35 protein-coding genes are annotated in these 21,230 nt (G+C 68.4%); 1 reads left to right on the forward strand and 34 read right to left on the reverse strand.

All coding sequences use genetic code 11. From position 1 onward, the window contains the following. Positions 1-17 precede the first annotated feature (17 nt). Complete coding sequence (locus tag ACF068_RS03750) at positions 18-941, forward strand: hypothetical protein (RefSeq protein WP_392272516.1); 924 nt, start codon at positions 18-20, stop codon at positions 939-941. Here the strand turns inward: ACF068_RS03750 and truA are convergent. The 34 genes from truA to rplD form a co-directional block, all read right to left on the reverse strand. Further along, complete coding sequence (gene truA, locus ACF068_RS03755) at positions 906-1,769, reverse strand: tRNA pseudouridine(38-40) synthase TruA (RefSeq protein ID WP_392272517.1); 864 nt, start codon at positions 1,767-1,769, stop codon at positions 906-908. The two genes, ACF068_RS03750 and truA, sit on opposite strands and share 36 nt — an antisense overlap. 90 nt (positions 1,770-1,859) lie before the next feature. After that, on the reverse strand, positions 1,860-2,348 hold the full coding sequence (rplQ, locus tag ACF068_RS03760; protein WP_392272518.1) for a 50S ribosomal protein L17: 489 nt from the start codon (positions 2,346-2,348) through the stop codon (positions 1,860-1,862). A gap of 80 nt (positions 2,349-2,428) precedes the next feature. Beyond that, on the reverse strand, positions 2,429-3,451 hold the full coding sequence (locus ACF068_RS03765) for a DNA-directed RNA polymerase subunit alpha (RefSeq protein ID WP_003956430.1): 1,023 nt from the start codon (positions 3,449-3,451) through the stop codon (positions 2,429-2,431). A 139-nt stretch (positions 3,452-3,590) separates the two neighbouring features. After that, complete coding sequence (gene rpsK / locus ACF068_RS03770) at positions 3,591-3,995, reverse strand: 30S ribosomal protein S11 (RefSeq protein WP_003956432.1); 405 nt, start codon at positions 3,993-3,995, stop codon at positions 3,591-3,593. 64 nt (positions 3,996-4,059) lie between these two features. Next, a complete protein-coding gene (gene rpsM / locus ACF068_RS03775) occupies positions 4,060-4,440 on the reverse strand; it encodes a 30S ribosomal protein S13 (RefSeq protein ID WP_064069941.1) in 381 nt (126 codons plus the stop codon). Positions 4,441-4,642: 202 nt separating this feature from the next. Continuing rightward, positions 4,643-4,756, reverse strand: coding sequence for a 50S ribosomal protein L36 (gene rpmJ, locus ACF068_RS03780; protein ID WP_003956441.1), 114 nt, complete (start codon positions 4,754-4,756; stop codon positions 4,643-4,645). Between the two features lie 58 nt (positions 4,757-4,814). Continuing rightward, complete coding sequence (gene infA / locus ACF068_RS03785; protein WP_003956442.1) at positions 4,815-5,036, reverse strand: translation initiation factor IF-1; 222 nt, start codon at positions 5,034-5,036, stop codon at positions 4,815-4,817. 188 nt (positions 5,037-5,224) lie between these two features. Next, complete coding sequence (map, locus tag ACF068_RS03790; RefSeq protein WP_392272519.1) at positions 5,225-6,076, reverse strand: type I methionyl aminopeptidase; 852 nt, start codon at positions 6,074-6,076, stop codon at positions 5,225-5,227. A gap of 117 nt (positions 6,077-6,193) precedes the next feature. Then, positions 6,194-6,853, reverse strand: coding sequence for an adenylate kinase (locus tag ACF068_RS03795; RefSeq protein ID WP_392272520.1), 660 nt, complete (start codon positions 6,851-6,853; stop codon positions 6,194-6,196). Next, complete coding sequence (gene secY, locus ACF068_RS03800; protein WP_392272521.1) at positions 6,853-8,172, reverse strand: preprotein translocase subunit SecY; 1,320 nt, start codon at positions 8,170-8,172, stop codon at positions 6,853-6,855. The genes ACF068_RS03795 and secY overlap by 1 nt, the downstream gene beginning before the upstream one ends. 275 nt (positions 8,173-8,447) lie before the next feature. Then, positions 8,448-9,209 (reverse strand): class I SAM-dependent methyltransferase, encoded by a 762-nt coding sequence (locus ACF068_RS03805; protein WP_392272522.1) that lies wholly within the window; start codon positions 9,207-9,209, stop codon positions 8,448-8,450. A 20-nt stretch (positions 9,210-9,229) separates the two neighbouring features. After that, positions 9,230-9,760 (reverse strand): hypothetical protein, encoded by a 531-nt coding sequence (locus ACF068_RS03810; RefSeq protein WP_392272523.1) that lies wholly within the window; start codon positions 9,758-9,760, stop codon positions 9,230-9,232. Further along, positions 9,757-10,779, reverse strand: coding sequence for an alpha/beta fold hydrolase (locus ACF068_RS03815; RefSeq protein WP_392272524.1), 1,023 nt, complete (start codon positions 10,777-10,779; stop codon positions 9,757-9,759). The genes ACF068_RS03810 and ACF068_RS03815 overlap by 4 nt, the downstream gene beginning before the upstream one ends. Next, positions 10,776-11,669, reverse strand: coding sequence for a hypothetical protein (locus ACF068_RS03820; RefSeq protein WP_392272525.1), 894 nt, complete (start codon positions 11,667-11,669; stop codon positions 10,776-10,778). The genes ACF068_RS03815 and ACF068_RS03820 overlap by 4 nt, the downstream gene beginning before the upstream one ends. A 115-nt stretch (positions 11,670-11,784) precedes the next feature. Beyond that, complete coding sequence (locus tag ACF068_RS03825; RefSeq protein ID WP_392272526.1) at positions 11,785-12,051, reverse strand: hypothetical protein; 267 nt, start codon at positions 12,049-12,051, stop codon at positions 11,785-11,787. A 440-nt stretch (positions 12,052-12,491) separates the two neighbouring features. Then, the gene (gene rplO, locus ACF068_RS03830; RefSeq protein WP_392272527.1) at positions 12,492-12,947 is read right to left on the reverse strand and encodes a 50S ribosomal protein L15; all 456 of its coding nucleotides are present in this window, start codon (positions 12,945-12,947) and stop codon (positions 12,492-12,494) included. 1 nt (position 12,948) lies between these two features. Continuing rightward, positions 12,949-13,131, reverse strand: coding sequence for a 50S ribosomal protein L30 (gene rpmD / locus ACF068_RS03835; RefSeq protein ID WP_041130781.1), 183 nt, complete (start codon positions 13,129-13,131; stop codon positions 12,949-12,951). After that, positions 13,131-13,736, reverse strand: a complete 606-nt coding sequence (gene rpsE, locus ACF068_RS03840) for a 30S ribosomal protein S5 (RefSeq protein ID WP_006376045.1) — start codon at positions 13,734-13,736, stop codon at positions 13,131-13,133. The genes rpmD and rpsE overlap by 1 nt, the downstream gene beginning before the upstream one ends. Before the next feature lie 43 nt (positions 13,737-13,779). Beyond that, complete coding sequence (gene rplR, locus ACF068_RS03845) at positions 13,780-14,163, reverse strand: 50S ribosomal protein L18 (RefSeq protein ID WP_031076680.1); 384 nt, start codon at positions 14,161-14,163, stop codon at positions 13,780-13,782. Positions 14,164-14,166: 3 nt separating this feature from the next. Further along, positions 14,167-14,706: a 50S ribosomal protein L6 gene (gene rplF / locus ACF068_RS03850; RefSeq protein WP_064069946.1), complete on the reverse strand. Its 540-nt coding sequence runs from the start codon at positions 14,704-14,706 to the stop codon at positions 14,167-14,169. A gap of 21 nt (positions 14,707-14,727) precedes the next feature. Then, entirely contained in the window at positions 14,728-15,126 is a 399-nt protein-coding gene (gene rpsH / locus ACF068_RS03855; protein WP_084897853.1) for a 30S ribosomal protein S8, read from the reverse strand. Positions 15,127-15,334: 208 nt separating this feature from the next. Continuing rightward, positions 15,335-15,520 carry a type Z 30S ribosomal protein S14 gene (locus ACF068_RS03860; RefSeq protein WP_003956452.1) on the reverse strand — a complete coding sequence of 62 codons (186 nt, stop codon included), beginning with the start codon at positions 15,518-15,520 and terminating at the stop codon, positions 15,335-15,337. A gap of 5 nt (positions 15,521-15,525) precedes the next feature. Then, positions 15,526-16,083: a 50S ribosomal protein L5 gene (rplE, locus tag ACF068_RS03865; protein ID WP_064069947.1), complete on the reverse strand. Its 558-nt coding sequence runs from the start codon at positions 16,081-16,083 to the stop codon at positions 15,526-15,528. Next, positions 16,083-16,406, reverse strand: coding sequence for a 50S ribosomal protein L24 (gene rplX, locus ACF068_RS03870; protein ID WP_019888758.1), 324 nt, complete (start codon positions 16,404-16,406; stop codon positions 16,083-16,085). The genes rplE and rplX overlap by 1 nt, the downstream gene beginning before the upstream one ends. A 2-nt stretch (positions 16,407-16,408) precedes the next feature. Then, positions 16,409-16,777 (reverse strand): 50S ribosomal protein L14, encoded by a 369-nt coding sequence (gene rplN, locus ACF068_RS03875; RefSeq protein WP_003956455.1) that lies wholly within the window; start codon positions 16,775-16,777, stop codon positions 16,409-16,411. A 150-nt stretch (positions 16,778-16,927) separates the two neighbouring features. Continuing rightward, positions 16,928-17,212: a 30S ribosomal protein S17 gene (gene rpsQ, locus ACF068_RS03880; protein WP_039656223.1), complete on the reverse strand. Its 285-nt coding sequence runs from the start codon at positions 17,210-17,212 to the stop codon at positions 16,928-16,930. Next, positions 17,212-17,436 (reverse strand): 50S ribosomal protein L29, encoded by a 225-nt coding sequence (gene rpmC, locus ACF068_RS03885; protein WP_031076670.1) that lies wholly within the window; start codon positions 17,434-17,436, stop codon positions 17,212-17,214. The genes rpsQ and rpmC overlap by 1 nt, the downstream gene beginning before the upstream one ends. After that, positions 17,436-17,855: a 50S ribosomal protein L16 gene (gene rplP, locus ACF068_RS03890; protein ID WP_005313579.1), complete on the reverse strand. Its 420-nt coding sequence runs from the start codon at positions 17,853-17,855 to the stop codon at positions 17,436-17,438. Before rplP ends, rpmC begins: the two co-directional genes overlap by 1 nt. 5 nt (positions 17,856-17,860) lie before the next feature. Next, positions 17,861-18,688, reverse strand: coding sequence for a 30S ribosomal protein S3 (gene rpsC, locus ACF068_RS03895; RefSeq protein WP_392272528.1), 828 nt, complete (start codon positions 18,686-18,688; stop codon positions 17,861-17,863). Then, positions 18,688-19,035, reverse strand: coding sequence for a 50S ribosomal protein L22 (rplV, locus tag ACF068_RS03900; RefSeq protein ID WP_030685471.1), 348 nt, complete (start codon positions 19,033-19,035; stop codon positions 18,688-18,690). Before rplV ends, rpsC begins: the two co-directional genes overlap by 1 nt. Positions 19,036-19,084: 49 nt before the next feature. Beyond that, complete coding sequence (gene rpsS, locus ACF068_RS03905) at positions 19,085-19,366, reverse strand: 30S ribosomal protein S19 (RefSeq protein WP_003974263.1); 282 nt, start codon at positions 19,364-19,366, stop codon at positions 19,085-19,087. Between the two features lie 12 nt (positions 19,367-19,378). Next, complete coding sequence (gene rplB, locus ACF068_RS03910) at positions 19,379-20,215, reverse strand: 50S ribosomal protein L2 (RefSeq protein WP_344363073.1); 837 nt, start codon at positions 20,213-20,215, stop codon at positions 19,379-19,381. A 41-nt stretch (positions 20,216-20,256) separates the two neighbouring features. Beyond that, positions 20,257-20,574, reverse strand: coding sequence for a 50S ribosomal protein L23 (gene rplW / locus ACF068_RS03915; protein WP_064069950.1), 318 nt, complete (start codon positions 20,572-20,574; stop codon positions 20,257-20,259). Then, the gene (gene rplD / locus ACF068_RS03920) at positions 20,574-21,224 is read right to left on the reverse strand and encodes a 50S ribosomal protein L4 (protein ID WP_392272529.1); all 651 of its coding nucleotides are present in this window, start codon (positions 21,222-21,224) and stop codon (positions 20,574-20,576) included. The genes rplW and rplD overlap by 1 nt, the downstream gene beginning before the upstream one ends. Positions 21,225-21,230: the final 6 nt, after the last annotated feature.

A 21,230-nucleotide genomic window follows, 5' to 3' on the forward strand; every position in this document is an offset into this window, starting at 1 on the left:
GGTTTAGGATGCGCGGCATGAGCTTTGGGGGACCGCAGTGGCCGCAGCAGCCGCAAGACCCGTACCGGCAGGACCCGTTCCGGCAGGATCCGCACCAGGACCCGTACCGGCAGGACCAGCCGTTCACGGCCGCGACGCCGGACTGGAGCGCCCTCGCCGAGGCCTCGGCCGCCCGCACGCGCCGTAGGCGCCTGCTGCTCATCGGCGGTGCCGCGCTCGCCACCGGCCTCGTGGGCACCCTGATCGCGGTGGCGATCGTGTCCGGCAACACGGCGGACGACGACGGCGCCAACCTGGCGGACACCACCAGCGCCGCCCCGGAGCTCCCCACCGACACCGCCAAACCGCAGCCGTCGTTCTCCTCGGTCGCTCCCCCGCCGCCGCCGGACCCGATGGACTTCATCTCCAGCGCCGGGAAGGACAAGGCCCCGCTGAGCGCGGAGTCGCTCTTCCCCGGCACGAAGCTCACCGTGGGCGACCGCGTCTACCGGAAGGGCGCCACCGCCTCCACCACGAGCTGCGGGGCGGCCGCGGAGGACGGCCTCGGCGCGGTCCTGGAGCGCAACGGCTGCGAGCGCGTCATCCGGGCCACCTACGAGCGGGACGGCGTCGCGGTCACGGTCGGCGTGGCCCTCTTCGACACCAAGGCGGCCGCGCTGAAGGCCAAGGAGCAGGCGGTCGGCGGTGTCACCCCGCTCGCCGGGGCGGGTGTCGACGGCTTCTGCCGGGCGCAGACGGTGTGCCTGCGCCGCGCCAACGCGCTCGGCCGCTACGCCTACTTCACCCAGGCGGGCTTCACCAGCGGCAAGAAGGTCACCAAGGCCGACGGACCGGTCTTCAAGACCAGCGACGACCTCGGAACCTTCACCTTCAACCAGGTCTACGCGCGCGGCCGCGCCCAGGCCTCAGCAGCAGCCACCGCTCCCGCCACGAACCAGTGACCGCTTGTTGCGGGCCTCCAGGTTCCTGGCGGCCAGCAGCTCGTCGGCCGGGTAACCGACCTCCTCCAGGGTGAGCCCGTGCGGCCGTACGACGTGGACGGCCGAGTCGCGCACCCCCGCGGCCAGCACCTTGCCCGGCCAGTCCACCGGCCGGTGCCCGTCGCCGACGAACAGCAGGGCGCCCACCAGCGAGCGGACCATGTTGTGGCAGAAGGCGTCCGCCTTGACGGTGGCCTCCAGGACCCCGGAGGGCAGCCGCTCCCAGCGCAGCTCCTGGAGCGTGCGGATCGTGGTCGCCCCGTCGCGCTTCTTGCAGTAGGCGGCGAAGTCGTGCTCGCCCACCAGCCGCTCGGCGGCCGCGTTCATGGCGTCGACGTCCAGCGGCCAGTCGTGCCACAGGATGTGCCCGCGCAGCAGCGGGTCGACGCCCCCGGGGGTGTCGGTCACCCGGTACGCGTACCGCCGCCAGATCGCCGAGAACCGCGCGTTGAACCCGGCCGCCGCCTCCTCGACCCGCCACACCCGCACGTCGTGCCCCAGGCGCCCGGCCAGCCGCCGCAGCAGCTTGTCCCGGTGCTCGGCCCACACGCCCTCCGGCAGGTCGACGTGGGCCACCTGCCCGCGCGCGTGCACCCCGGCGTCCGTCCGCCCGGCGACGGTCAGCTCGTACGTCTCGGACGACCGCGTCACCGTGCGCAGCGCGTCCTCGATCTCGCCCTGCACGGTCCGCTGCCCGCCGGCCTGCTTGGCCCAGCCGTGGAAGTCCTTGCCGTCGTACGACAGGTCCAGCCGCACCCGTACGAACCCGGGCTTCACCTCATCGCTCACGCGATCCATCCTCTCAAGCCGAACGGGCCCGCCCCCCGCGAGGGGGACGGGCCCGTCCGTCAGCCTTGGGAAAAGCCGTCAGAACGCGGTTCAGGCGTCCTTGGACTCCTCGGCCGGAGCCTCGTCGGCCTTGGTGTCCTCGGCCTTGGCGGCCTCGTCGGACTCCTTGACGGCGCGCTTGGTGGCGGCCTCGGCCTCGGCGACGGTCGCCTTCTTGGCGATCTCGCCCTCGACCAGCTCGATCACGGCCATCGGGGCGTTGTCGCCACGACGGTTGCCGATCTTGGTGATGCGGGTGTAGCCACCCGGGCGCTCGGCGTAGCGGGGCGCGATCTCGGTGAAGAGGGTGTGGACGATGCCCTTGTCGGTGATCGTCTGCAGCACCAGGCGACGGTTGTGGATGTCGCCCTTCTTCGCCTTGGTGATCAGGCGCTCGGCGACCGGACGCAGGCGGCGGGCCTTGGCCTCGGTCGTGGTGATGCGGCCGTGCTCGAAGAGCGACTTCGCCAGGTTGGCGAGGAGCAGCTTCTCGTGCGCGGCGGAGCCGCCGAGGCGGGCGCCCTTGGTGGGACGCGGCATGGTGTTTCTCCTTGTGATCTGCCCCGGCCGTATCAGGTACCGGGGTCAGGGCCCCGCGGGCGGTCGCCCGCGGGCAGCGATCAGTACTGCTCGGTCTCGACGAAGCCCGCGTCCGCGTCGTCGTCGGCGCCGAAGGCGTCGGCGGCGGCGGTCGGGTCGAATCCGGGCGGGCTGTCCTTGAGGGCCAGGCCCATGCCGGCCAGCTTCGCCTTGACCTCGTCGATCGACTTCGCACCGAAGTTGCGGATGTCGAGCAGGTCGGCCTCGGAGCGCGCCACGAGCTCACCCACGGAGTGGATGCCCTCGCGCTTGAGGCAGTTGTACGAACGAACGGTGAGCTCGAGCTCCTCGATCGGCAGCGCCAGGTCGGCGGCCAGGGCGGCGTCCGTCGGGGACGGGCCCATGTCGATGCCCTCGGCGTCGATGTTGAGCTCGCGGGCCAGACCGAACAGCTCGACCAGGGTCTTGCCGGCCGACGCCATGGCGTCACGCGGACGCATGGCCTGCTTGGTCTCGACGTCCACGATCAGCTTGTCGAAGTCGGTGCGCTGCTCGACACGCGTGGCCTCGACCTTGTAGGTGACCTTGAGGACCGGCGAGTAGATCGAGTCGACCGGGATGCGGCCGATCTCCTGGCCCACCTGCTTGTTCTGGACGGCGGAGACGTAGCCGCGACCGCGCTCGACGGTCAGCTCCATCTCCAGCTTGCCCTTGCCGTTCAGCGTGGCGAGCACCAGGTCGGGGTTGTGCACCTCGACACCGGCCGGCGGGGCGATGTCGGCCGCGGTCACGAGGCCCGGGCCCTGCTTGCGCAGGTACATCACGACCGGCTCGTCGTGCTCGCTGGACACGACCAGCTGCTTGATGTTGAGGATGAGGTCGGTGACGTCCTCCTTGACGCCCGGCACGGTGGTGAACTCGTGCAGGACACCGTCGATGCGGATGGACGTGACGGCCGCACCCGGGATCGAGGAGAGGAGCGTACGGCGGAGCGAGTTGCCGAGCGTGTAGCCGAAGCCCGGCTCCAGCGGCTCGATGACGAACCGCGAGCGGTACTCGTCGACGACCTCTTCGGTCAGCGAGGGACGCTGAGCGATAAGCATGGTGTGTTTCCTTCAGTCGTGGACGCCCGCTATTTGACGTCCTCTGGTACTGCAAGGGTACGGGCGGCACGCCCCCGAAGAGCCGTACCGCCCGGATTCCCAAGCCAAGCGGCCGCGTGGCGGCCGCTGCGGCGCTGCGTCAGACGCGGCGGCGCTTCGGCGGACGGCAGCCGTTGTGCGGCGTGGGGGTGACGTCCTGGATCGAGCCGACCTCGAGGCCGGTGGCCTGGAGGGAGCGGATCGCGGTCTCACGGCCGGAGCCGGGACCCTTGACGAAGACGTCGACCTTGCGCATGCCGTGCTCCTGCGCGCGGCGGGCGGCCGACTCGGCGGCCATCTGCGCGGCGAAGGGGGTGGACTTGCGCGAGCCCTTGAAGCCGACGTGGCCGGCGGAGGCCCAGGAGATCACGTTGCCCGAGGGGTCGGTGATCGAAACGATGGTGTTGTTGAACGTGCTCTTGATGTGCGCGTGGCCGTGAGCGACGTTCTTCTTTTCCTTGCGGCGCACCTTCTTGGCAGCGCCCTGACGACCCTTGGGGGGCATGTCTTACTCCTACGGGAGGTGGTCGGTCCTACAGCGAAGACCGTGGACAGTCGTCCGCTGCGGACTACTTCTTGCCCGGCTTCTTCTTGCCGGCGATGGCGCGACGCGGGCCCTTGCGGGTACGAGCGTTCGTGCTGGTGCGCTGGCCGTGGACCGGCAGACCGCGACGGTGGCGCAGACCCTGGTAGCAGCCGATCTCGACCTTGCGGCGGATGTCGGCCTGGATCTCGCGACGGAGGTCACCCTCGGTCTTGAGGTTGGCGTCCACGTACTCGCGGATCTTGACCAGGTCCTCTTCGGACAGGTCACGAACGCGGGTGTTCGGGTTCACACCGGTGGAGGCGAGGGTCTCCTTCGCCAGGGTGCGGCCGATACCGAAGACGTAGGTGAGTGCGACCTCCACACGCTTGTCGCGCGGGATGTCAACACCGGAAACGCGTGCCATTCAATGGCTCCTGTGTGTTCGGGGGTCTTCCGCAGTGCCGCTCCGTGGCCGCCGACCCCTTTTGATCAAAAGGAGTGGTACGTCCAGGTCCCCGGCCCCCGCCGGAGGTGTCGTCAGCCCTTTCGGGGCGTGGACGGGCACTGCGTATGTACGAATTTGCTTGCGTCGCGCGAAGAACTGCGGAGGTGCAGGTCGGCGTGCGTCAGCCCTGGCGCTGCTTGTGGCGCAGGTTGTCGCAGATGACCATGACCCGGCCGTGACGGCGGATCACCTTGCACTTGTCGCAGATCTTCTTGACGCTCGGCTTGACCTTCATGGGATGTGAGGTTCTCCGGGTCAGTGCCACCGCCCCCGCGGAGGGGACGCGACAAGATCTACTTGTATCGGTAGACGATCCGCCCACGCGTCAGGTCGTACGGAGACAGCTCCACGACGACCCGGTCGTCCGGGAGGATACGGATGTAGTGCATCCGCATCTTGCCGGAGATGTGCGCGAGGACCTTGTGACCGTTCTGGAGCTCCACCTTGAACATGGCGTTCGGCAGGGACTCGATCACGGTGCCCTCAATTTCGATGGCACCTTGCTTCTTGGCCACGCTTCGCCCTTCGAATCGGCTACCTTGATCGACTCTCGTCGCCGTGTGAGGACACACGGGTACACGAGAGCCGACGCATCAGTCTACGTCAGCCCTGTGGAAAAAACGAATCCGGAGAGCTTGCCCATCGCCGGTGATCGTTACCCCCGCTCCCCACGGCGCTCGGTGGCGCCCGGCCGCTGCCGGAATCAGCCCAGCGGGTCCGGGGCGGCCGTGACGCCCAGCTCGGCGAGCTTGGCCTTGCCGCCGTCCGGGGCGGTGAGGACCAGCGGGCCCTCCTCCGTGAGGGCGACCGAGTGCTCCCAGTGGGAGGACCAGGTGCCGTCGGTGGTGATGACGGTCCAGTCGTCCTCGAGGACCTCCGTGCGCGGCGTACCGAGGGAGACCATCGGCTCGATCGCCAGGCAGAAGCCGGGCACCAGCTTGGGGCCCTTGCCGCGCTTGCGGGAGACGTAGTTCAGCAGGTGCGGGTCCATGTGCATCTCGGTGCCGATGCCGTGGCCGCCGTAGTCCTCGATGATCCCGAACTTGCCCAGGCTGTGCTCACCCGTCGACGGGCGGGGCTGGCGGCGGATGTAGGACTCGATCGCCTTGGAGATGTCCAGCAGCCGGTTGCCGTTCCTCATCGCGGCGATGCCGGCCCACATGGACTCCTCGGTCACCCGCGACAGCTCGATCAGCTCCGGGGCGTGGCCCGAGCCCACGAAGGCGGTGTACGCGGCGTCACCGTGCCAGCCGTCGACGATCGCCCCGCAGTCGATGGAGATGATGTCGCCGTCCTTGAGGACCACGTCGTCGCTCGGGATGCCGTGGACGACGACCTCGTTCACCGAGGTGCAGATGGTCGCGGGGAACCCGCCGTAGCCGAGGAAGTTCGACTTGGCCCCGTGGTCGGCGATGACCTTGCGCGCGACCTCGTCCAGGTCCTTGGTCGTCGCGCCCGGCACGGCCGCCTCGCGCGTCGCCGCGTGGATGGCGGCGACGACCAGCCCCGCCTCGCGCATCTTCGCGATCTGCTCGGGAGTCTTGATCTGCACCATGACGGCTGACGCCTTTCCAAACGGAGAACGGGTGACCACACAACGATACGGCCGCACGACAGCGGCCGCGGCGCCCCGAAGGGCACCGCGGCCGCCGTACGGTACGTGAGGGGAGGGCTACGCGGCCTTCTCCCCGCGCAGCGCGGTCATCGCACGCTCGGTGACGTCCTCGACCTTGCCGAGCGCCGAGATGGTGACCACCAGGCCCTGGGCCTTGTAGTAGTCGATGATCGGCTCGGTCTGCGTGTGGTAGACCTCCAGCCGCGTGCGGACGGTCTCCTCGGAGTCGTCGTCGCGCTGGTAGAGCTCACCGCCGCAGGCGTCGCAGACGCCCTCGGTCTTCGGCGGCGCGTACGTCACGTGGAAGACGTGGGCGCTGTCGTTGCGGCAAATGCGGCGGCCCGCGATCCGCTTGACGACCTCGTCCTCCTCGACCTCCAGGTCGAGGACGGCGTCCAGCTTCATGGCCTCGCCCTCGAGCATGGCGTCCAGCGCCTCGGCCTGGGCCACGTTCCGCGGGAATCCGTCCAGGAGGAAGCCGTTCACGGCGTCCGGCTGCTCCATGCGGTCCTTGGCCATACCGATGGTGACCTCGTCGGGTACGAGGTTGCCGGCGTCCATGTACGCCTTGGCCTTCTTGCCCAGCTCCGTGCCCTGACTGATGTTGGCGCGGAACAGGTCGCCCGTGGAGATGTGCGGAATCGACAGGTTCTTGGCAAGGAACGCGGCCTGCGTTCCCTTGCCCGCACCGGGCGGTCCGACGAGGACGATTCGCATCAGCGGAGGAACCCTTCGTAATTGCGCTGCTGGAGCTGGCTCTCGATCTGCTTCACGGTCTCCAGCCCCACACCCACGATGATGAGGATGCTCGTCCCGCCGAACGGGAAGTTGGCATTGGCGCCACCGAAGCCTGCCAACGCCATCGTCGGCACAAGAGCGATCAGACCCAGGTACAGCGAGCCCGGCCAGGTGATCCTGTTGAGCACGTAGCTCAGGTACTCGGCAGTAGGTCGACCAGCCCGGATACCCGGGATGAAGCCACCATACTTCTTCATGTTGTCCGCGACTTCCTCGGGGTTGAACGAGATCGCCACGTAGAAGAAGGCGAAGAACACGATCAACAGGAAGTACGCGGTGATGTAGTAGGGGTGGTCACCCTTGACGAAGTGCGCTTCGATCCAGGTCTTCCAGCCGGCGGTCGAGTCCGAGAACTGGGCGATCAAGGCCGGGATGTAGAGCAGCGACGAGGCGAAGATGACAGGAATCACACCCGCCTGGTTCACCTTGAGCGGGATGTAAGTGGACGTACCGCCGTAGGACCTGCGGCCGATCATGCGCTTCGCGTACTGCACCGGGATGCGGCGCTGGGCCTGCTCGACGAAGACGACGAGGGCCACCATCACGAAGCCGATCAGGATGACGGTGCCGAACTCGATCCAGCCCTGGGCGAGCTTGCCGCTGACCTTGATGGCCCACAGGGCGCCCGGGAAGCCGGCGGCGATCGAGATGAACATCAGGATCGACATGCCGTTGCCGATGCCGCGGTCGGTGACGAGCTCACCGAGCCACATGACCACCGCGGTGCCGGCGGTCATGGTGATGACCATGACGGCCGTGGTGAAGATCGACCGGTCGGGAACGACCTGGCTGGCCACCGTGCAGCCGCTGAAGAGGCCGCCACCGCGGGCGGCGGCGACGACGCCGGTGCCCTGGAGGATCGCGAGGGCCATGGTCAGGTAACGCGTGTACTGCGTGATCTTCGCGGTGCCCGACTGGCCCTCCTTCTTGAGGGCTTCGAGGCGCGGGATGACGACGGTCAGCAGCTGAAGGATGATGCTCGCCGTGATGTACGGCATGATGCCGAGCGCGAAGATGGTGATCTGCAGAAGCGCCCCGCCGCTGAACAGGTTCACCAGGCCGAGCAGGCCGTTGCCGCCCCTGCTGGCCTCGTCCACGCACTGCTGGACGGACTGGTAGTCGACACCGGGGACGGGGATGTGCGCCCCGAGCCGGTAGATCACGATGATGCCCAGCGTGAAGAGCAGCTTCTTGCGCAGGTCGGGCGTCTTGAACGCCCGGGCGAACGCGGTGAGCACGGTGCCTCCTGCGACCCCCGCGCTATGCGTCAGAGGGTGACGGTCTTGAGGATCGACGAATACGTATCAGTCAGAACCGCCCGGGGGTACCGGGCGGCTGGTCCGGAGGTCAGCGGGTTCGCCGCTACTGTCCATGACCTCCACTAGTAAAACGACAGTGCACGCCACCTTACCGGCGACCGCCCCTCCTGGAACAACCATCCAGCCTGGGTATGCCCGAAACCCCGCCGATCGTGGGCCCCGCGACCCGGCGCCCCCTGCCCGGTTCGGCCCGTTCAGCCGGTTTTGCGGTAGAGCGAGACATGGCGGGCGGCGCCCCGGGTGAAGGGCGAGCCCTCCCAGTCGCTCCACCGGGCCACCTTGGCGAACCCCTCCGTCGCGGCCATCAGGTCGAGTTCGGCGGGCCAGGTGTAGCGGCTCACCTCCGGGAAGGTACGGACCCTGCCGTCGGAGACGAAGGTGCGGAGCAGCACCAGGAGCTGCTCGACCGGGTCGTTGGTCATCGAGTCCACCAGCAGGGTGCCGTCCGCCAGGACGCTCGACTGGGTGTGCGCCCCTTCCAGCCGGTGGAAGAAGCTGGGCTCGTAGACCTCCACGAGCAGGTGCCCGCCGTCCCCGAGATGGGCGGCGGCGCGCCCGAGCGCGGCCCGCTGCGCGTCCTGGGACGGCAGCATGAACAGGGTGCTGTTGGTGATCAGGCACAGGTCGAAGCCGGTGCCGACATCGGCCGTCGCGATGTCGGCCACATGCCGCCCGACCAGGCCCTTCTCATCCCGGGCCCGTAGCTGGTCGAGCATGGCGGGCGAGTTGTCGACCGCGTCCACGCGGTAGCCCCGCTCGGCCAGGGCCAGGGCCAGCCGTCCGCTGCCCGCGCCGAAGTCCACCACCCGGGCGGGCGGTTCGGTCACCGAGGCGACCCTGGCCACGGCGCTCGGCAGGTCGTGGAACGGGTACAGCAGGTCGTGGAAACGGCCGATCCCGTTGCCGTACTCCGCCGCGTCCGTACCGTCCGCCGCCTCGGTCCGGGGCTCCGTCACGGCGCCCTCCCTCCCCTTCGTCACAGGCTGTGCACGTCCGAGGCGAAGAACATCTCGGGGGGCACGGTCTCGTCGTAACCGGGCGACAGCGCGATCAGGAACTGCGTGCGCTTGGCGTCCGCGTGGTGGTCGCACTGCTTGGACACGTAGTTCAGGAGGACCAGGTAGGGCAGGGTGAGCTGGAGCCGCTCGAGCGGCTCCTCGCGCCGGACGAAGATCTTCAGTTCCTCGACGGCGTCGAAGACGACCTTCTCCCGGCGGCGGTTGGGATTCCACACGATGTGGTGACCGCGCCGCTCCTCGACGATCACCTTCTCCCGCCATTCGGTGAGCGTGCCGTCCGCCAGTTCGTCCCGGTACAGCAGGTGGGTGTCGTGCATCCCGGGGTGCGGCCCGAAGAACCGCCAGCTCGGGATGAAGATCTGCAACGGGTCGACCCGCCGCTGGACGGGCCCCGCCTTCTGGAGCTGGTTGAGGGCGCTGATCGCCCACCACGAGCCGAGCGCCCCGTAGAGCAGCACCCGCCGCCCCGTCCTCAGCGCCTGCTTCACTGTTCTCCCCCTTCGCCGCCGGCCGTGGCCGCGGCTCGTTCCCTGACCCGTACGATCGCGTCCGCCACCCTGCGGGCGTGGACGCGGTCCATGACGAGGGACTCGTGTCCCGCGTCGGGCACGACCTCGTGCTCGCCGGCCGGGGACAGCCCGGCCAGCTCTTCCTGGAGACGCCCGTGCACGGCGTCCCCGCGTACCGTCCCGCCCGCCGTCACCACGGCCACCGGGCGCCCGGAGAGGGTGGTCAGCCCCCGTGCGCCGGCGTTCCAGGTGCGCAGGCACTCGCGGAGTTCGGCCGCCGCGCCGGCCCACGGGCCGGGACGGGACAGCCGGCGGCGGGTGGCCTCGGCGGCCCCGCCGGGCAGCCGGCCGACGTCGCTCACGGCGAGCGCCCCGTACATGTCGCCGAACGCCGCGCGGGCCGCGCCGACCCGGAGGTTCTGCCGGAAGGCGGGCAGCGCCTCCCGCTGGACCCGCGACCGCTCGAACTGGTCCGGGTGCGAGGCGTCCACGAAGACCAGCCCCGCCACGGCCTCCGGGTACCGGGCCGCGAAGCTCCGGATCAGCAGCCCGCCGACGGAGTGCCCCACGAGCACGTACGGCGGCGGCAGCTCCAGCGCGTCGAGCAGCGAGCGCAGCCGGTGGGCCTGCGCGTCCGGCCCGAGGCCGCCGGGCAGCCGGGGCGTCCAGCCGGTGCCGGCCCGGTCGTAGGCGAGGTACGGCACCGAGGGGCCGAGGTGCTCGACGACCCACAGCCACTCGGTCGCGGCGGACAGCAGCGCGTTCTCGAACACCACGACCGGCCCGTGCGGCTCCCCGGACTCCCCCGGCTCCGGCGGCCTGCGCCACAGCGCGTGCATCCGCCCGCCGCCCGGCAGGGCGACCAGCTCACCGGGCGCTTCCCGCCCCGGCTCCCGGCGCCGTGCCAGGGCGCGGCCCCCGACGACCGCCGCGGTGGTCACGGCGGCCGCGCCCGCGGCGAGCCCCGCGGCCACCGCGCCGGCCCGGGTGCCGCTCATGAGCCGCCGAGCCCGAGCCTGGCGCGCAGCTCCCGGCGGGTGTACTCGACCGCCGGGTAGGTGCCGGTGAAGGACCACAGGAAACGGTTGAGGCCCATGTACCGGCCGTTGGCCAGGTGGAACACCGCACCGGCCGCCACTCCGGCCCTCGCCACCGGCTTGGGCGCCACCAGCAGCAGCGGGAACAGCGTCTCGCCGGCGATGACCGCCCAGGCGAGGAGCCTGGCCAGCTCGGGGCGGTCCTTGACGTACTCGTAGAAGTTCCGGTCGCCGTACGTCCGGGTCCGCAGCACCCCGGGGATGGCCGCGCCGCTGCGCCAGGTCGGGGACGCCAGCTTGACCAGCCCGGAGGTGAGGTACGACAGCGCGCTCTGGGCCGTGAGGTAGTGGGCGCAGGCGGCGCGGGCCCGGCTGTCGGAGCCGGACAGCTTCTCCAGCCCGGCGACGACGAAGTTGATGAGCGCCAGCTGGTCGGATCCGTCCATCCCGAGCCCGCCGGTGCGGACCGTGGAGGCGGCGCTGGTGCCGGCCAGCAGCGCCAGCAGGGCGGCCCGTTCGGCGCGGCCCGGGTTGCCCAGCAGCAGCCGCGCGGCCGCCAGCAGCCGGACGACCGGGAGGGCCTGGTCGGCGGGCGGGGCGATCGCCTTGGAGACGACCCGGCCCGCGGGACGGTCGAGGAAGGGGAACCGGACCCGGGCGATGGTCCAGGGAAGCAGGTCGGAATTGTTTTTGCTGCCGGTCCTGCTGAGTTGTTCCAGGGCGGCCAGCAGGGCACCGACGGACGTAATGCGCTCGATCTGCCGGACAACGGTGTCCAGATCACTGCCCGAGGCCGCGCCCGGCATTCTCCGGGAGGCGATCTGCTGGACGAATCGCTTGCTCTTGCTCATCAAAGGGACTCCACGCACGGCTCCTGAACGACGGGCCGGTGGCCGCCGCCCGACGAGCGGGCGACGGCCACCGGTTGTTTCTCACCTGCCGCCTCGAAGGCGGGCCCCCGAGGGGTCAGGCGGAGAGACGCGCGTCGATCAGCCGGTCCGCCGAGAGGCCGCTCGCGACCGAGAAGCTCGGCACGTCGGCCTCACCGTCGGGCTGGTAGCCGCCGAGCCGGGTGATCGTCGGGGTGGCGGTGACGGCCGGGATGGCCGTCGCGACGAGCACCGTGGCCGGCGTCGCGAGCACCGGGCCGCCGACGGCGGCGGCAACCACGCCACGGGCGTCGGAGTCGACCGTGGAATTCGCCAGGGCAGTGACATCAGCACGCAGCGACATCTTTTTCCCTCCCGTTTATGCGCATGCTTTTCAGGCAGGCGAAAACAGGGGGTGAATTCCCCGGTCGATCCCCCGCGCGAATGTCATGCGCAATCAAATGAAATGGTCACGAGGATCGTAGGCGGACGCCGAGAAGGGCGGCAAGGGAAAAAGGGCGGAGCCGGTTCGCCACCTGGCTCGATCTTTTCGCCGTCCGTTCCCGGGGCACCGGTCGGCGGGCGGGGGGATCGCCTTCGTAGAGCCGCTCCGCCAGGACGCGAGGGAGGCGTTTGTGGCGGCGGTCACGCCAGGATGACGACCGAAATCGATCACTTACGATCGCGTCTGATCGCCAGCGTCGGCGGCCGTCCCGGACCCGCACGAACGACAACGGCCCGGGTCATCCCTCGATGAGGGACGACCCGGGCCGTTGCTCAGCCGGAGCGGCTGGCGGCCGAGGCTCAGACGAGCTCGGTCACCGTGCCACCGGCGTTGGTGATCTTCTCCTTGGCGGAGCCGGAGACGGCGTCCACCGACACCTGCAGCGCCACGGAGATCTCGCCCTGGCCCAGGACCTTGACGAGGCTGTTCTTGCGCACCGCGCCCTTGGCGACCAGGTCGGCCACCGTGACCTCGCCACCCTCGGGGTAGAGCGAGGCGAGCTTGTCCAGGTTCACGACCTGGTACTCGGTGCGGAACGGGTTCTTGAAGCCCTTGAGCTTCGGGAGACGCATGTGGAGGGGCATCTGCCCACCCTCGAAGCGCTCCGGAACCTGGTAACGGGCCTTGGTGCCCTTGGTACCACGACCGGCCGTCTTACCCTTCGACGCCTCACCACGACCGACACGGGTCTTCGCGGTCTTGGCACCGGGGGCGGGACGGAGGTTGTGGACCTTCAGCGGGTTCTGCTCCGCCATGTCAGTCGACCTCCTCGACCGTCACGAGGTGGCGGACGGTGTGCACCATTCCGCGGAACTCGGGGCGGTCCTCCTTGACGACCACGTCACCCAGGCGCTTGAGGCCCAGGGAACGCAGGGTGTCGCGGTGGTTCTGCTTGCTGCCGATGTACGACTTCGTCTGCGTGACCTTGAGGCGAGCCATTACGCACCCGCCCCTGCACGCGCACGGAGGAGAGCCGCGGGGGCGACGTCCTCGAGGGGCAGACCACGGCGAGCCGCGATCTCCTCGGGACGCTGCAGGCCCTTGAGGGCCGCCACGGTCGCGTGCACGATGTTGATCGCGTTGGACGAGCCGAGCGACTTCGACAGGATGTCGTGGACGCCGGCGCACTCGAGCACCGCACGCACCGGGCCACCGGCGATAACGCCGGTACCGGGGGAAGCAGGCTTGAGCAGGACGACGCCCGCGGCCTTCTCGCCCGTGATCGGGTGCGGGATGGTGCCCTGGATACGGGGGACCTTGAAGAAGTGCTTCTTGGCCTCCTCAACACCCTTGGCGATGGCGGCCGGCACCTCCTTGGCCTTGCCGTAACCGACACCCACGGTGCCGTCACCGTCGCCCACCACGACCAGCGCGGTGAAGCTGAAGCGACGACCACCCTTCACAACCTTGGCGACGCGGTTGATCGCGACGACGCGCTCAACATACGCGGTCTTCTCGGCGGCAGCAGCGCCGCCGTCACGGCCCTTCCGGTCCCGCCGCTCGCCGCCACCGGCACCGCTTCCGCGGCGCTGGGGTCCAGCCATTGGAATTACCTCTCTTCGTTTTCCGCTGAGCTACGGAACCGGCTCAGAACTTGAGCCCGGCTTCGCGGGCGGCGTCCGCCAGGGCGGCGATGCGCCCGGCGTACTGGTTGCCGCCACGGTCGAACACGACAGCCTCGATGCCGGCGGCCTTGGCACGCTCGGCCACGAGCTGGCCGACCTGCTTCGCCTTCGCCGACTTGTCGCCTTCGCCGCCGCGGATGGACGCGTCCAGGGTGGACGCCGACGCGAGGGTGTGACCCGCGATGTCGTCGATGACCTGAGCGGTGATCCCGCGGTTGGAGCGCGTGACGACCAGGCGCGGACGCTCGGTCGTACCCGCGATCTTCTTGCGGATGCGGATGTGGCGACGCTTCAGAGCAGCGCCCTTGTAGGCCTTGCCCTTGGCAATCTTCACGCCGTATGCCATGGCTTACTTACCAGCCTTTCCGACCTTGCGGCGGATGACCTCACCCGCGTACTTCACGCCCTTGGCCTTGTAGGGGTCGGGCTTGCGAAGCTTGCGGATGTTCGCGGCGACCTCGCCGACCTTCTGCTTGTCGATGCCCTCGACCGAGAACTTGGTCGGCGACTCGACCTTGAAGGAGATGCCCTCGGGGGCCTCCACCAGGATCGGGTGGCTGTAGCCGAGCTGGAACTCCAGGTTGGAGCCCTTCGCGGCCACGCGGTAACCGACACCGCTGATCTCGAGCGCCTTCGTGTACCCCTGGGTCACACCGGTGATCATGTTGGCCACCAGCGTGCGGGACAGGCCGTGAAGGGCCTTGTTCTGACGCTCGTCGTTCGGACGGGTGACGTTCAGAACGCCGTCCTCGCCCTTAACGATCTCGATCGGCGCGGCGACGGTGTGGCTCAGGGTGCCCTTGGAACCCTTCACCGTGACCGTGCGGCCCTCGATGGTGACGTCCACGCCGGCGGGAACCGTGATGGGGAGCTTGCCAATACGCGACATTAGCTTTTCCTCCGTTCCCGACTACCAGACGTAGGCGAGGACTTCCCCACCCACGCCCTTCTTCTGCGCCTGCTGGCCGGTCAGGAGGCCGTGGGACGTGGAGATGATCGCCACGCCCAGACCGCCGAGGACCTTCGGCAGGTTGGTGGACTTCGCGTAAACCCGCAGACCGGGCTTCGAGATCCGCTTGATGCCCGCGATGGAGCGCTCACGGTTCGGACCGAACTTGAGCTCGAGGACGAGGTTCTTGCCAACCTCGGCGTCCTCGACGCGCCAGCCCGTGATGAAGCCCTCCTGCTGGAGGATTTCCGCGATGTGAGACTTGATCTTGCTGTGCGGCATCGTCACGGAGTCGTGGTACGCCGAGTTCGCGTTCCGCAGACGCGTAAGCATGTCTGCGATCGGATCAGTCATGGTCATGAATTGGCCTTCGGCCTCTCTCGCCGGGGTTTCCTGTATGCGCCATCCCTCTCCCCGCTCATGGGCGGGACGGGTGCGGTGCGGGGACCTACGGCGTAGTAAGTCGTACGGGCGGCAGGCGCCCAACCCCACAAGCCTACGACATGCGGGGCGGGGCTCCTGCCGACCAGATGCTTACCGAGAGTCCTGGATCAACCCGAAAGGGCTGTTACCAGGAGCTCTTGGTCACGCCCGGCAGCTCGCCACGGTGAGCCATCTCACGGAGGCACACGCGGCACAGGCCGAACTTGCGGTAGACGGAGTGCGGACGACCGCAGCGCTGGCAGCGGGTGTACGCGCGCACGCCGAACTTGGGCTTGCGGGCAGCCTTCGCGATGAGAGCCTTCTTCGCCATCTCGCTTACGCCTCCTTGAACGGGAAGCCGAGGTGACGGAGGAGCGCACGGCCCTCTTCGTCGTTGGTCGCCGTGGTCACCACGGTGATGTCCATACCCCGGACACGGTCGATCTTGTCCTGGTCGATCTCGTGGAACATGACCTGCTCCGTGAGACCGAAGGTGTAGTTGCCCCGGCCGTCGAACTGCTTGGGGGACAGGCCGCGGAAGTCACGGATGCGCGGGAGCGCCAGCGACAGGGTGCGGTCCAGGAACTCCCACATGCGGTCGCCACGCAGGGTGACGTGAGCGCCGATGGGCTGGCCCTCACGCAGCTTGAACTGCGCGATGGACTTGCGGGCCTTGGTGACGGCCGGCTTCTGGCCGGTGATCGTGGTGAGGTCCTTGATGGCCCCGTCGATCAGCTTGGAGTCGCGGGCGGCGTCGCCCACACCCATGTTGACCACGATCTTCACGAGGCCGGGAACCTGCATGACGTTCTCGTACGAGAACTCCTCACGCAGCTTGCCCGCGATCTCCTCGCGGTACTTCGTCTTGAGACGCGGAGTGGTGGTGGTAGCCATCAGATGTCCTCACCCGTCCGCTTGGCAACGCGGATCTTGTTGCCCTCGTCGTCGAAGCGGTAACCGACGCGCGTGACGACCTTGTTGCCGTCCTTCTCCACCACGAGCTGAACGTTGCTCACGTGGATCGGGGCCTCGGTCGTGACGATGCCACCGGTCTGCGAACCGCGAGCGGTCTGACCGGCCTTGGTGTGCTTCTTGACCCGGTTGACACCCTCGACCAGGACACGGTCCTCGCGGGGGAAGGCCGCGATGACCTTGCCCTGCTTGCCCTTGTCCTTACCGGTGATGACCTGGACCAGGTCGCCCTTCTTGATCTTCATGCTTACAGCACCTCCGGCGCGAGCGAGATGATCTTCATGAACTTCTTCTCGCGCAGCTCACGGCCCACGGGGCCGAAGATACGGGTGCCGCGAGGGTCGCCGTCGTTCTTCAGAATGACGGCGGCGTTCTCGTCGAAGCGGATGTACGAGCCGTCCTGGCGGCGGCGCTCCTTGACGGTGCGAACGATGACCGCCTTGACGACGTCACCCTTCTTCACGTTGCCACCGGGGATCGCGTCCTTGACGGTGGCGACGATGACGTCACCGATGCCCGCGTAGCGGCGACCGGAACCACCGAGAACACGGATGCAAAGGATCTCCTTGGCACCAGTGTTGTCGGCGACACGCAGTCGCGACTCCTGCTGGATCACGTCTATCTCCTGATCGTCTGCCGGTTCCCGGCAGGGGCTGCCTTTTCACGGGGAGCCCCTGCCGAGCCTGGCGGAACTAAGTGCTGGGGCAGTGACGCCTCAGCGGGGGGCATGCGGGACCCCTCCCGTCAGGGAGGGGACCCCGCAAAATTACTTGGCCTTCTCGAGGATCTCGACGACGCGCCAGCGCTTCGTCGCGGACAGCGGCCGGGTCTCCATGAGGAGGACGCGGTCGCCGACGCCCGCGGCGTTCTGCTCGTCGTGCGCCTTGAGCTTGTTCGTACGGCGGATGACCTTGCCGTACAGCGCGTGCTTGACGCGGTCCTCGACGGCGACGACGACGGTCTTGTCCATCTTGTCGCTGACGACCAGACCCTCACGGGTCTTGCGGAATCCGCGCGCTTCCTTGTTCTCAGTCACGTTGCTCTCGCTCATCAGGCGCTCTCCACCGTTTCGATGCCCAGCTCGCGCTCACGCATCAGGGTGTAGATCCGGGCGATGTCCTTACGGACGGACTTGAGCCGACCGTGGTTCTCGAGCTGACCCGTCGCCGCCTGGAAGCGGAGGTTGAACAGCTCTTCCTTGGCCTCGCGGAGCTTGGCAACAAGCTCCTCGTTGCCCAGCTCGCGCAGCTCGGACGCCTTGGTACCGGCCGACATCACGCTTCACCTGCCTCGCGCTTGACGATCCGGCACTTCATCGGCAGCTTGTGGGCCGCGCGAGTCAGAGCCTCACGTGCGATCTTCTCGTTCGGGTAGGACAGCTCGAACATGACCCGGCCCGGGTGCACGTTCGCGACCCACCACTCCGGGGAACCCTTACCGGAACCCATGCGGGTCTCGGCAGGCTTCTTCGTCAGCGGGCGGTCCGGGTAGATGTTGATCCAGACCTTGCCGCCACGCTTGATGTGGCGGGTCATCGCGATACGAGCCGCCTCGATCTGGCGGTTGGTCACGTACGCCGGAGTCATGGCCTGGATGCCGTACTCGCCGAACGCAACCGTCGTACCACCCTTGGCCATACCGCGGCGCTTGGGGTGGTGCTGCTTGCGGTGCTTGACCCTACGGGGGATCAGCATGTCGGTCAGGCCTCCGTTCCGGTGCTCTCAGCCGGAGCGGCGGCGGCGGCCTCGGCCTTGGGGGCCTCGGCGCCGGCAGCCTGCTGCGGCTTGCGACCGCGACCGCCACGCTCGCCACCGCGGCCACCACGGGCCGGGCGGTCGGCGCCACCACGGGCCGGGCGGTTGCCGGCGCGGGCAGCAGCGTTCTCGGCGCGGACCTCGGCGATGTTCTTGACGTCGCCCTTGTAGATCCAGACCTTCACGCCGATGCGGCCGAAGGTCGTCTTGGCCTCGAAGAAGCCGTACTCGACGTTCGCGCGGAGCGTGTGCAGCGGCACACGGCCCTCGCGGTAGAACTCCGAGCGGGACATCTCGGCGCCGCCGAGACGGCCACCACACTGGATCTTGATGCCCTTGGCGCCCGCCTTCATGGCCGACTGCATGCTCTTACGCATGGCGCGGCGGAAGGAGACGCGGGAGGACAGCTGCTCGGCAACGGCCTGGGCCACGAGCTGAGCGTCGACCTCGGGGTTCTTGACCTCGAGGATGTTCAGCTGGACCTGCTTGCCCGTGAGCTTCTCGAGGTCGCCGCGGATGCGGTCGGCCTCGGCGCCACGGCGGCCGATGACGATGCCGGGACGAGCGGTGTGGATGTCCACCCGCACGCGGTCACGGGTGCGCTCGATCTCCACCTTCGAGATGCCGGCGCGCTCCATGCCGGACGTCATCATCCGACGGATGGCGACGTCTTCCTTGACGTAGTCCTTGTACAGCTTGTCGGCGTACCAACGCGACTTGAAGTCGGTGGTGATGCCGAGCCGGAACCCGTGCGGGTTTACCTTCTGGCCCATTACCGGGTTCCTTCCTTGCTGCTGACGACCACGGTGATGTGGCTGGTCCGCTTGCGGATCCGGTAGGCACGGCCCTGAGCACGCGGACGGAACCGCTTCAGGGTCGGGCCCTCGTCGACGTACGCCTCGCTGATGTACAGCGAAGAGGCGTCCGTGTGGTCGTAGTTGTGCGCGGCGTTGGCAATGGCGCTGTCCAGCACCTTGCCCACCGGCACGCTCGCGGCCTGCGGGGCGAAACGCAGGACCGCCTGAGCCTCCGTGGCGTCCATGCCACGGATGAGGTCCACCACGCGGCGGGCCTTCATGGGCGTGACGCGGATGTACCGCGCCTGGGCCCTGGCTTCCATGGTTGTCCCTTCAGTGTCTGACACGTTCGTCATGGTCTGTCACCCCGCGTTAGCGGCGCTTCGACTTCCGGTCGTCCTTGACGTGGCCGCGGAAGGTGCGAGTCGGCGAGAACTCGCCGAGCTTGTGGCCGACCATCGACTCGGTGACGAACACCGGGATGTGGGTCTTGCCGTTGTGCACCGCGATCGTGTGGCCGAGCATGGCCGGGACGATCATCGAGCGACGGGACCAGGTCTTGATGACGTTCTTGGTGCCGGCTTCGTTCTGAGTGTCCACCTTCTTGATCAGGTGGTCGTCGACGAAGGGCCCCTTCTTGAGACTACGCGGCATCTAAACCCGCTCCTAGCGCTTCTTGTTCGTCTTGCGGCGGCGGACGATGTACTTGTTGCTCGCCTTCTTGGGAGAACGAGTACGACCCTCCTTCTGACCCCAGGGGGAGACCGGGTGGCGACCACCGGAGGTCTTGCCCTCACCACCACCGTGCGGGTGGTCGACCGGGTTCATGGCGACACCACGGACGGTCGGGCGAACGCCCAGCCAGCGCTTGCGGCCGGCCTTGCCCCAGTTGATGTTCGACTGCTCGGCGTTGCCGACCTCGCCGATCGTGGCGCGGCAGCGGACGTCGACCAGGCGGATCTCACCGGAAGGCATGCGCAGGTGGGCCATCTGGCCCTCCTTCGCGAGCAGCTGCACGGAGGCACCCGCGGAGCGGGCGAACTTGGCGCCACCGCCGGGACGGAGCTCGATCGCGTGGATCGTGGTACCGACCGGGATGTTGCGGAGGGCCAGGTTGTTGCCGGGCTTGATGTCGGCGCCGGGGCCGTTCTCGATCCGGTCGCCCTGGTTCAGGCCACGCGGAGCGATGATGTAGCGCTTCTCGCCGTCCACGTAGTGGAGGAGCGCGATGCGCGCGGTGCGGTTCGGGTCGTACTCGATGTGAGCGACCTTGGCCGGCACGCCGTCCTTGTCGTGACGACGGAAGTCGATCACGCGGTAGGCGCGCTTGTGGCCACCGCCCTGGTGACGGACGGTCACACGACCGGTGTTGTTACGGCCGCCCTTGCTGTGCAGGGGGCGGACCAGCGACTTCTCCGGCGTGGACCGCGTGATCTCGACAAAGTCGGCGACGCTGGAGCCACGACGGCCCGGAGTCGTCGGCTTGTACTTGCGGATACCCATTTCTCAGTCCTCGTCCGATATTCGGACGATCCAGACCGCCCTTAGGCGGTCGGACCGCCGAAGATGTCGATACGGTTGCCCTCAGCAAGGGTCACGATGGCGCGCTTGGTGTTCGCGCGCTTACCGAAACCGGTGCGGGTGCGCTTGCGCTTGCCCTGGCGGTTGATCGTGTTCACCGACGTGACCTTGACCGAGAAGACCGCCTCGACGGCCTGCTTGATCTGGGTCTTGTTCGCGGTGGGCGCCACGATGAACGTGTACTTGTTCTCGTCGAGCAGCGCGTAGCTCTTCTCGGAGACAACCGGCTTGACGAGAACGTCACGCGGGTCGGAGAAGGTCTTGCTGGTGATCTCGGCCATCAGGCCTCGCTCCCCTCGTTGTCATCGGCCTTGGGGCCAGACACGAAGGACTCGAAGGCGGCCTTGGTGAAGACCACGTCGTCGGAGACGATCACGTCGTACGTGTTCAGCTGGCCCGGCTCCAGGATGTGAACCTGGGGCAGGTTGCGGGCGGAGAGCCACGCGGCCTCGTCGGCGCGGTCGACGACCAGGAGCAGGTTCTTGCGCTCCGAGATCTTGCCGAACAGCGTCTTGGCGGCCTTGGTGGAGACCTCGCCCTCGACCACGCCGGTGACGACGTGGATGCGGGAGTGACGCGCCCGGTCCGAGAGGGCACCGCGCAGGGCGGCGGCCTTCATCTTCTTCGGGGTGCGCTGCGAGTAGTCACGCGGCACGGGGCCGTGGACGACGCCACCGCCGGCGAACTGCGGGGCGCGGGTCGAACCCTGACGGGCGCGGCCGGTGCCCTTCTGGCGGTAAGGCTTCTTGCCACCACCGCGGACTTCGCCACGGGTCTTGGTCTTGTGCGTGCCCTGACGGGCAGCGGCCAGCTGTGCGACGACGACCTGGTGGATCAGCGGAACGCTGGTCTTCGCGTCGAAGATCTCCGCGGGGAGCTCGACGGTACCGGCCTTGTCGCCTGCCGGCGAAAGGATGTCAATGGTGCTCATCGTTAC

This window comes from Streptomyces sp. NPDC016309, assembly GCF_043077235.1.
GTDB lineage: Bacteria > Actinomycetota > Actinomycetes > Streptomycetales > Streptomycetaceae > Streptomyces.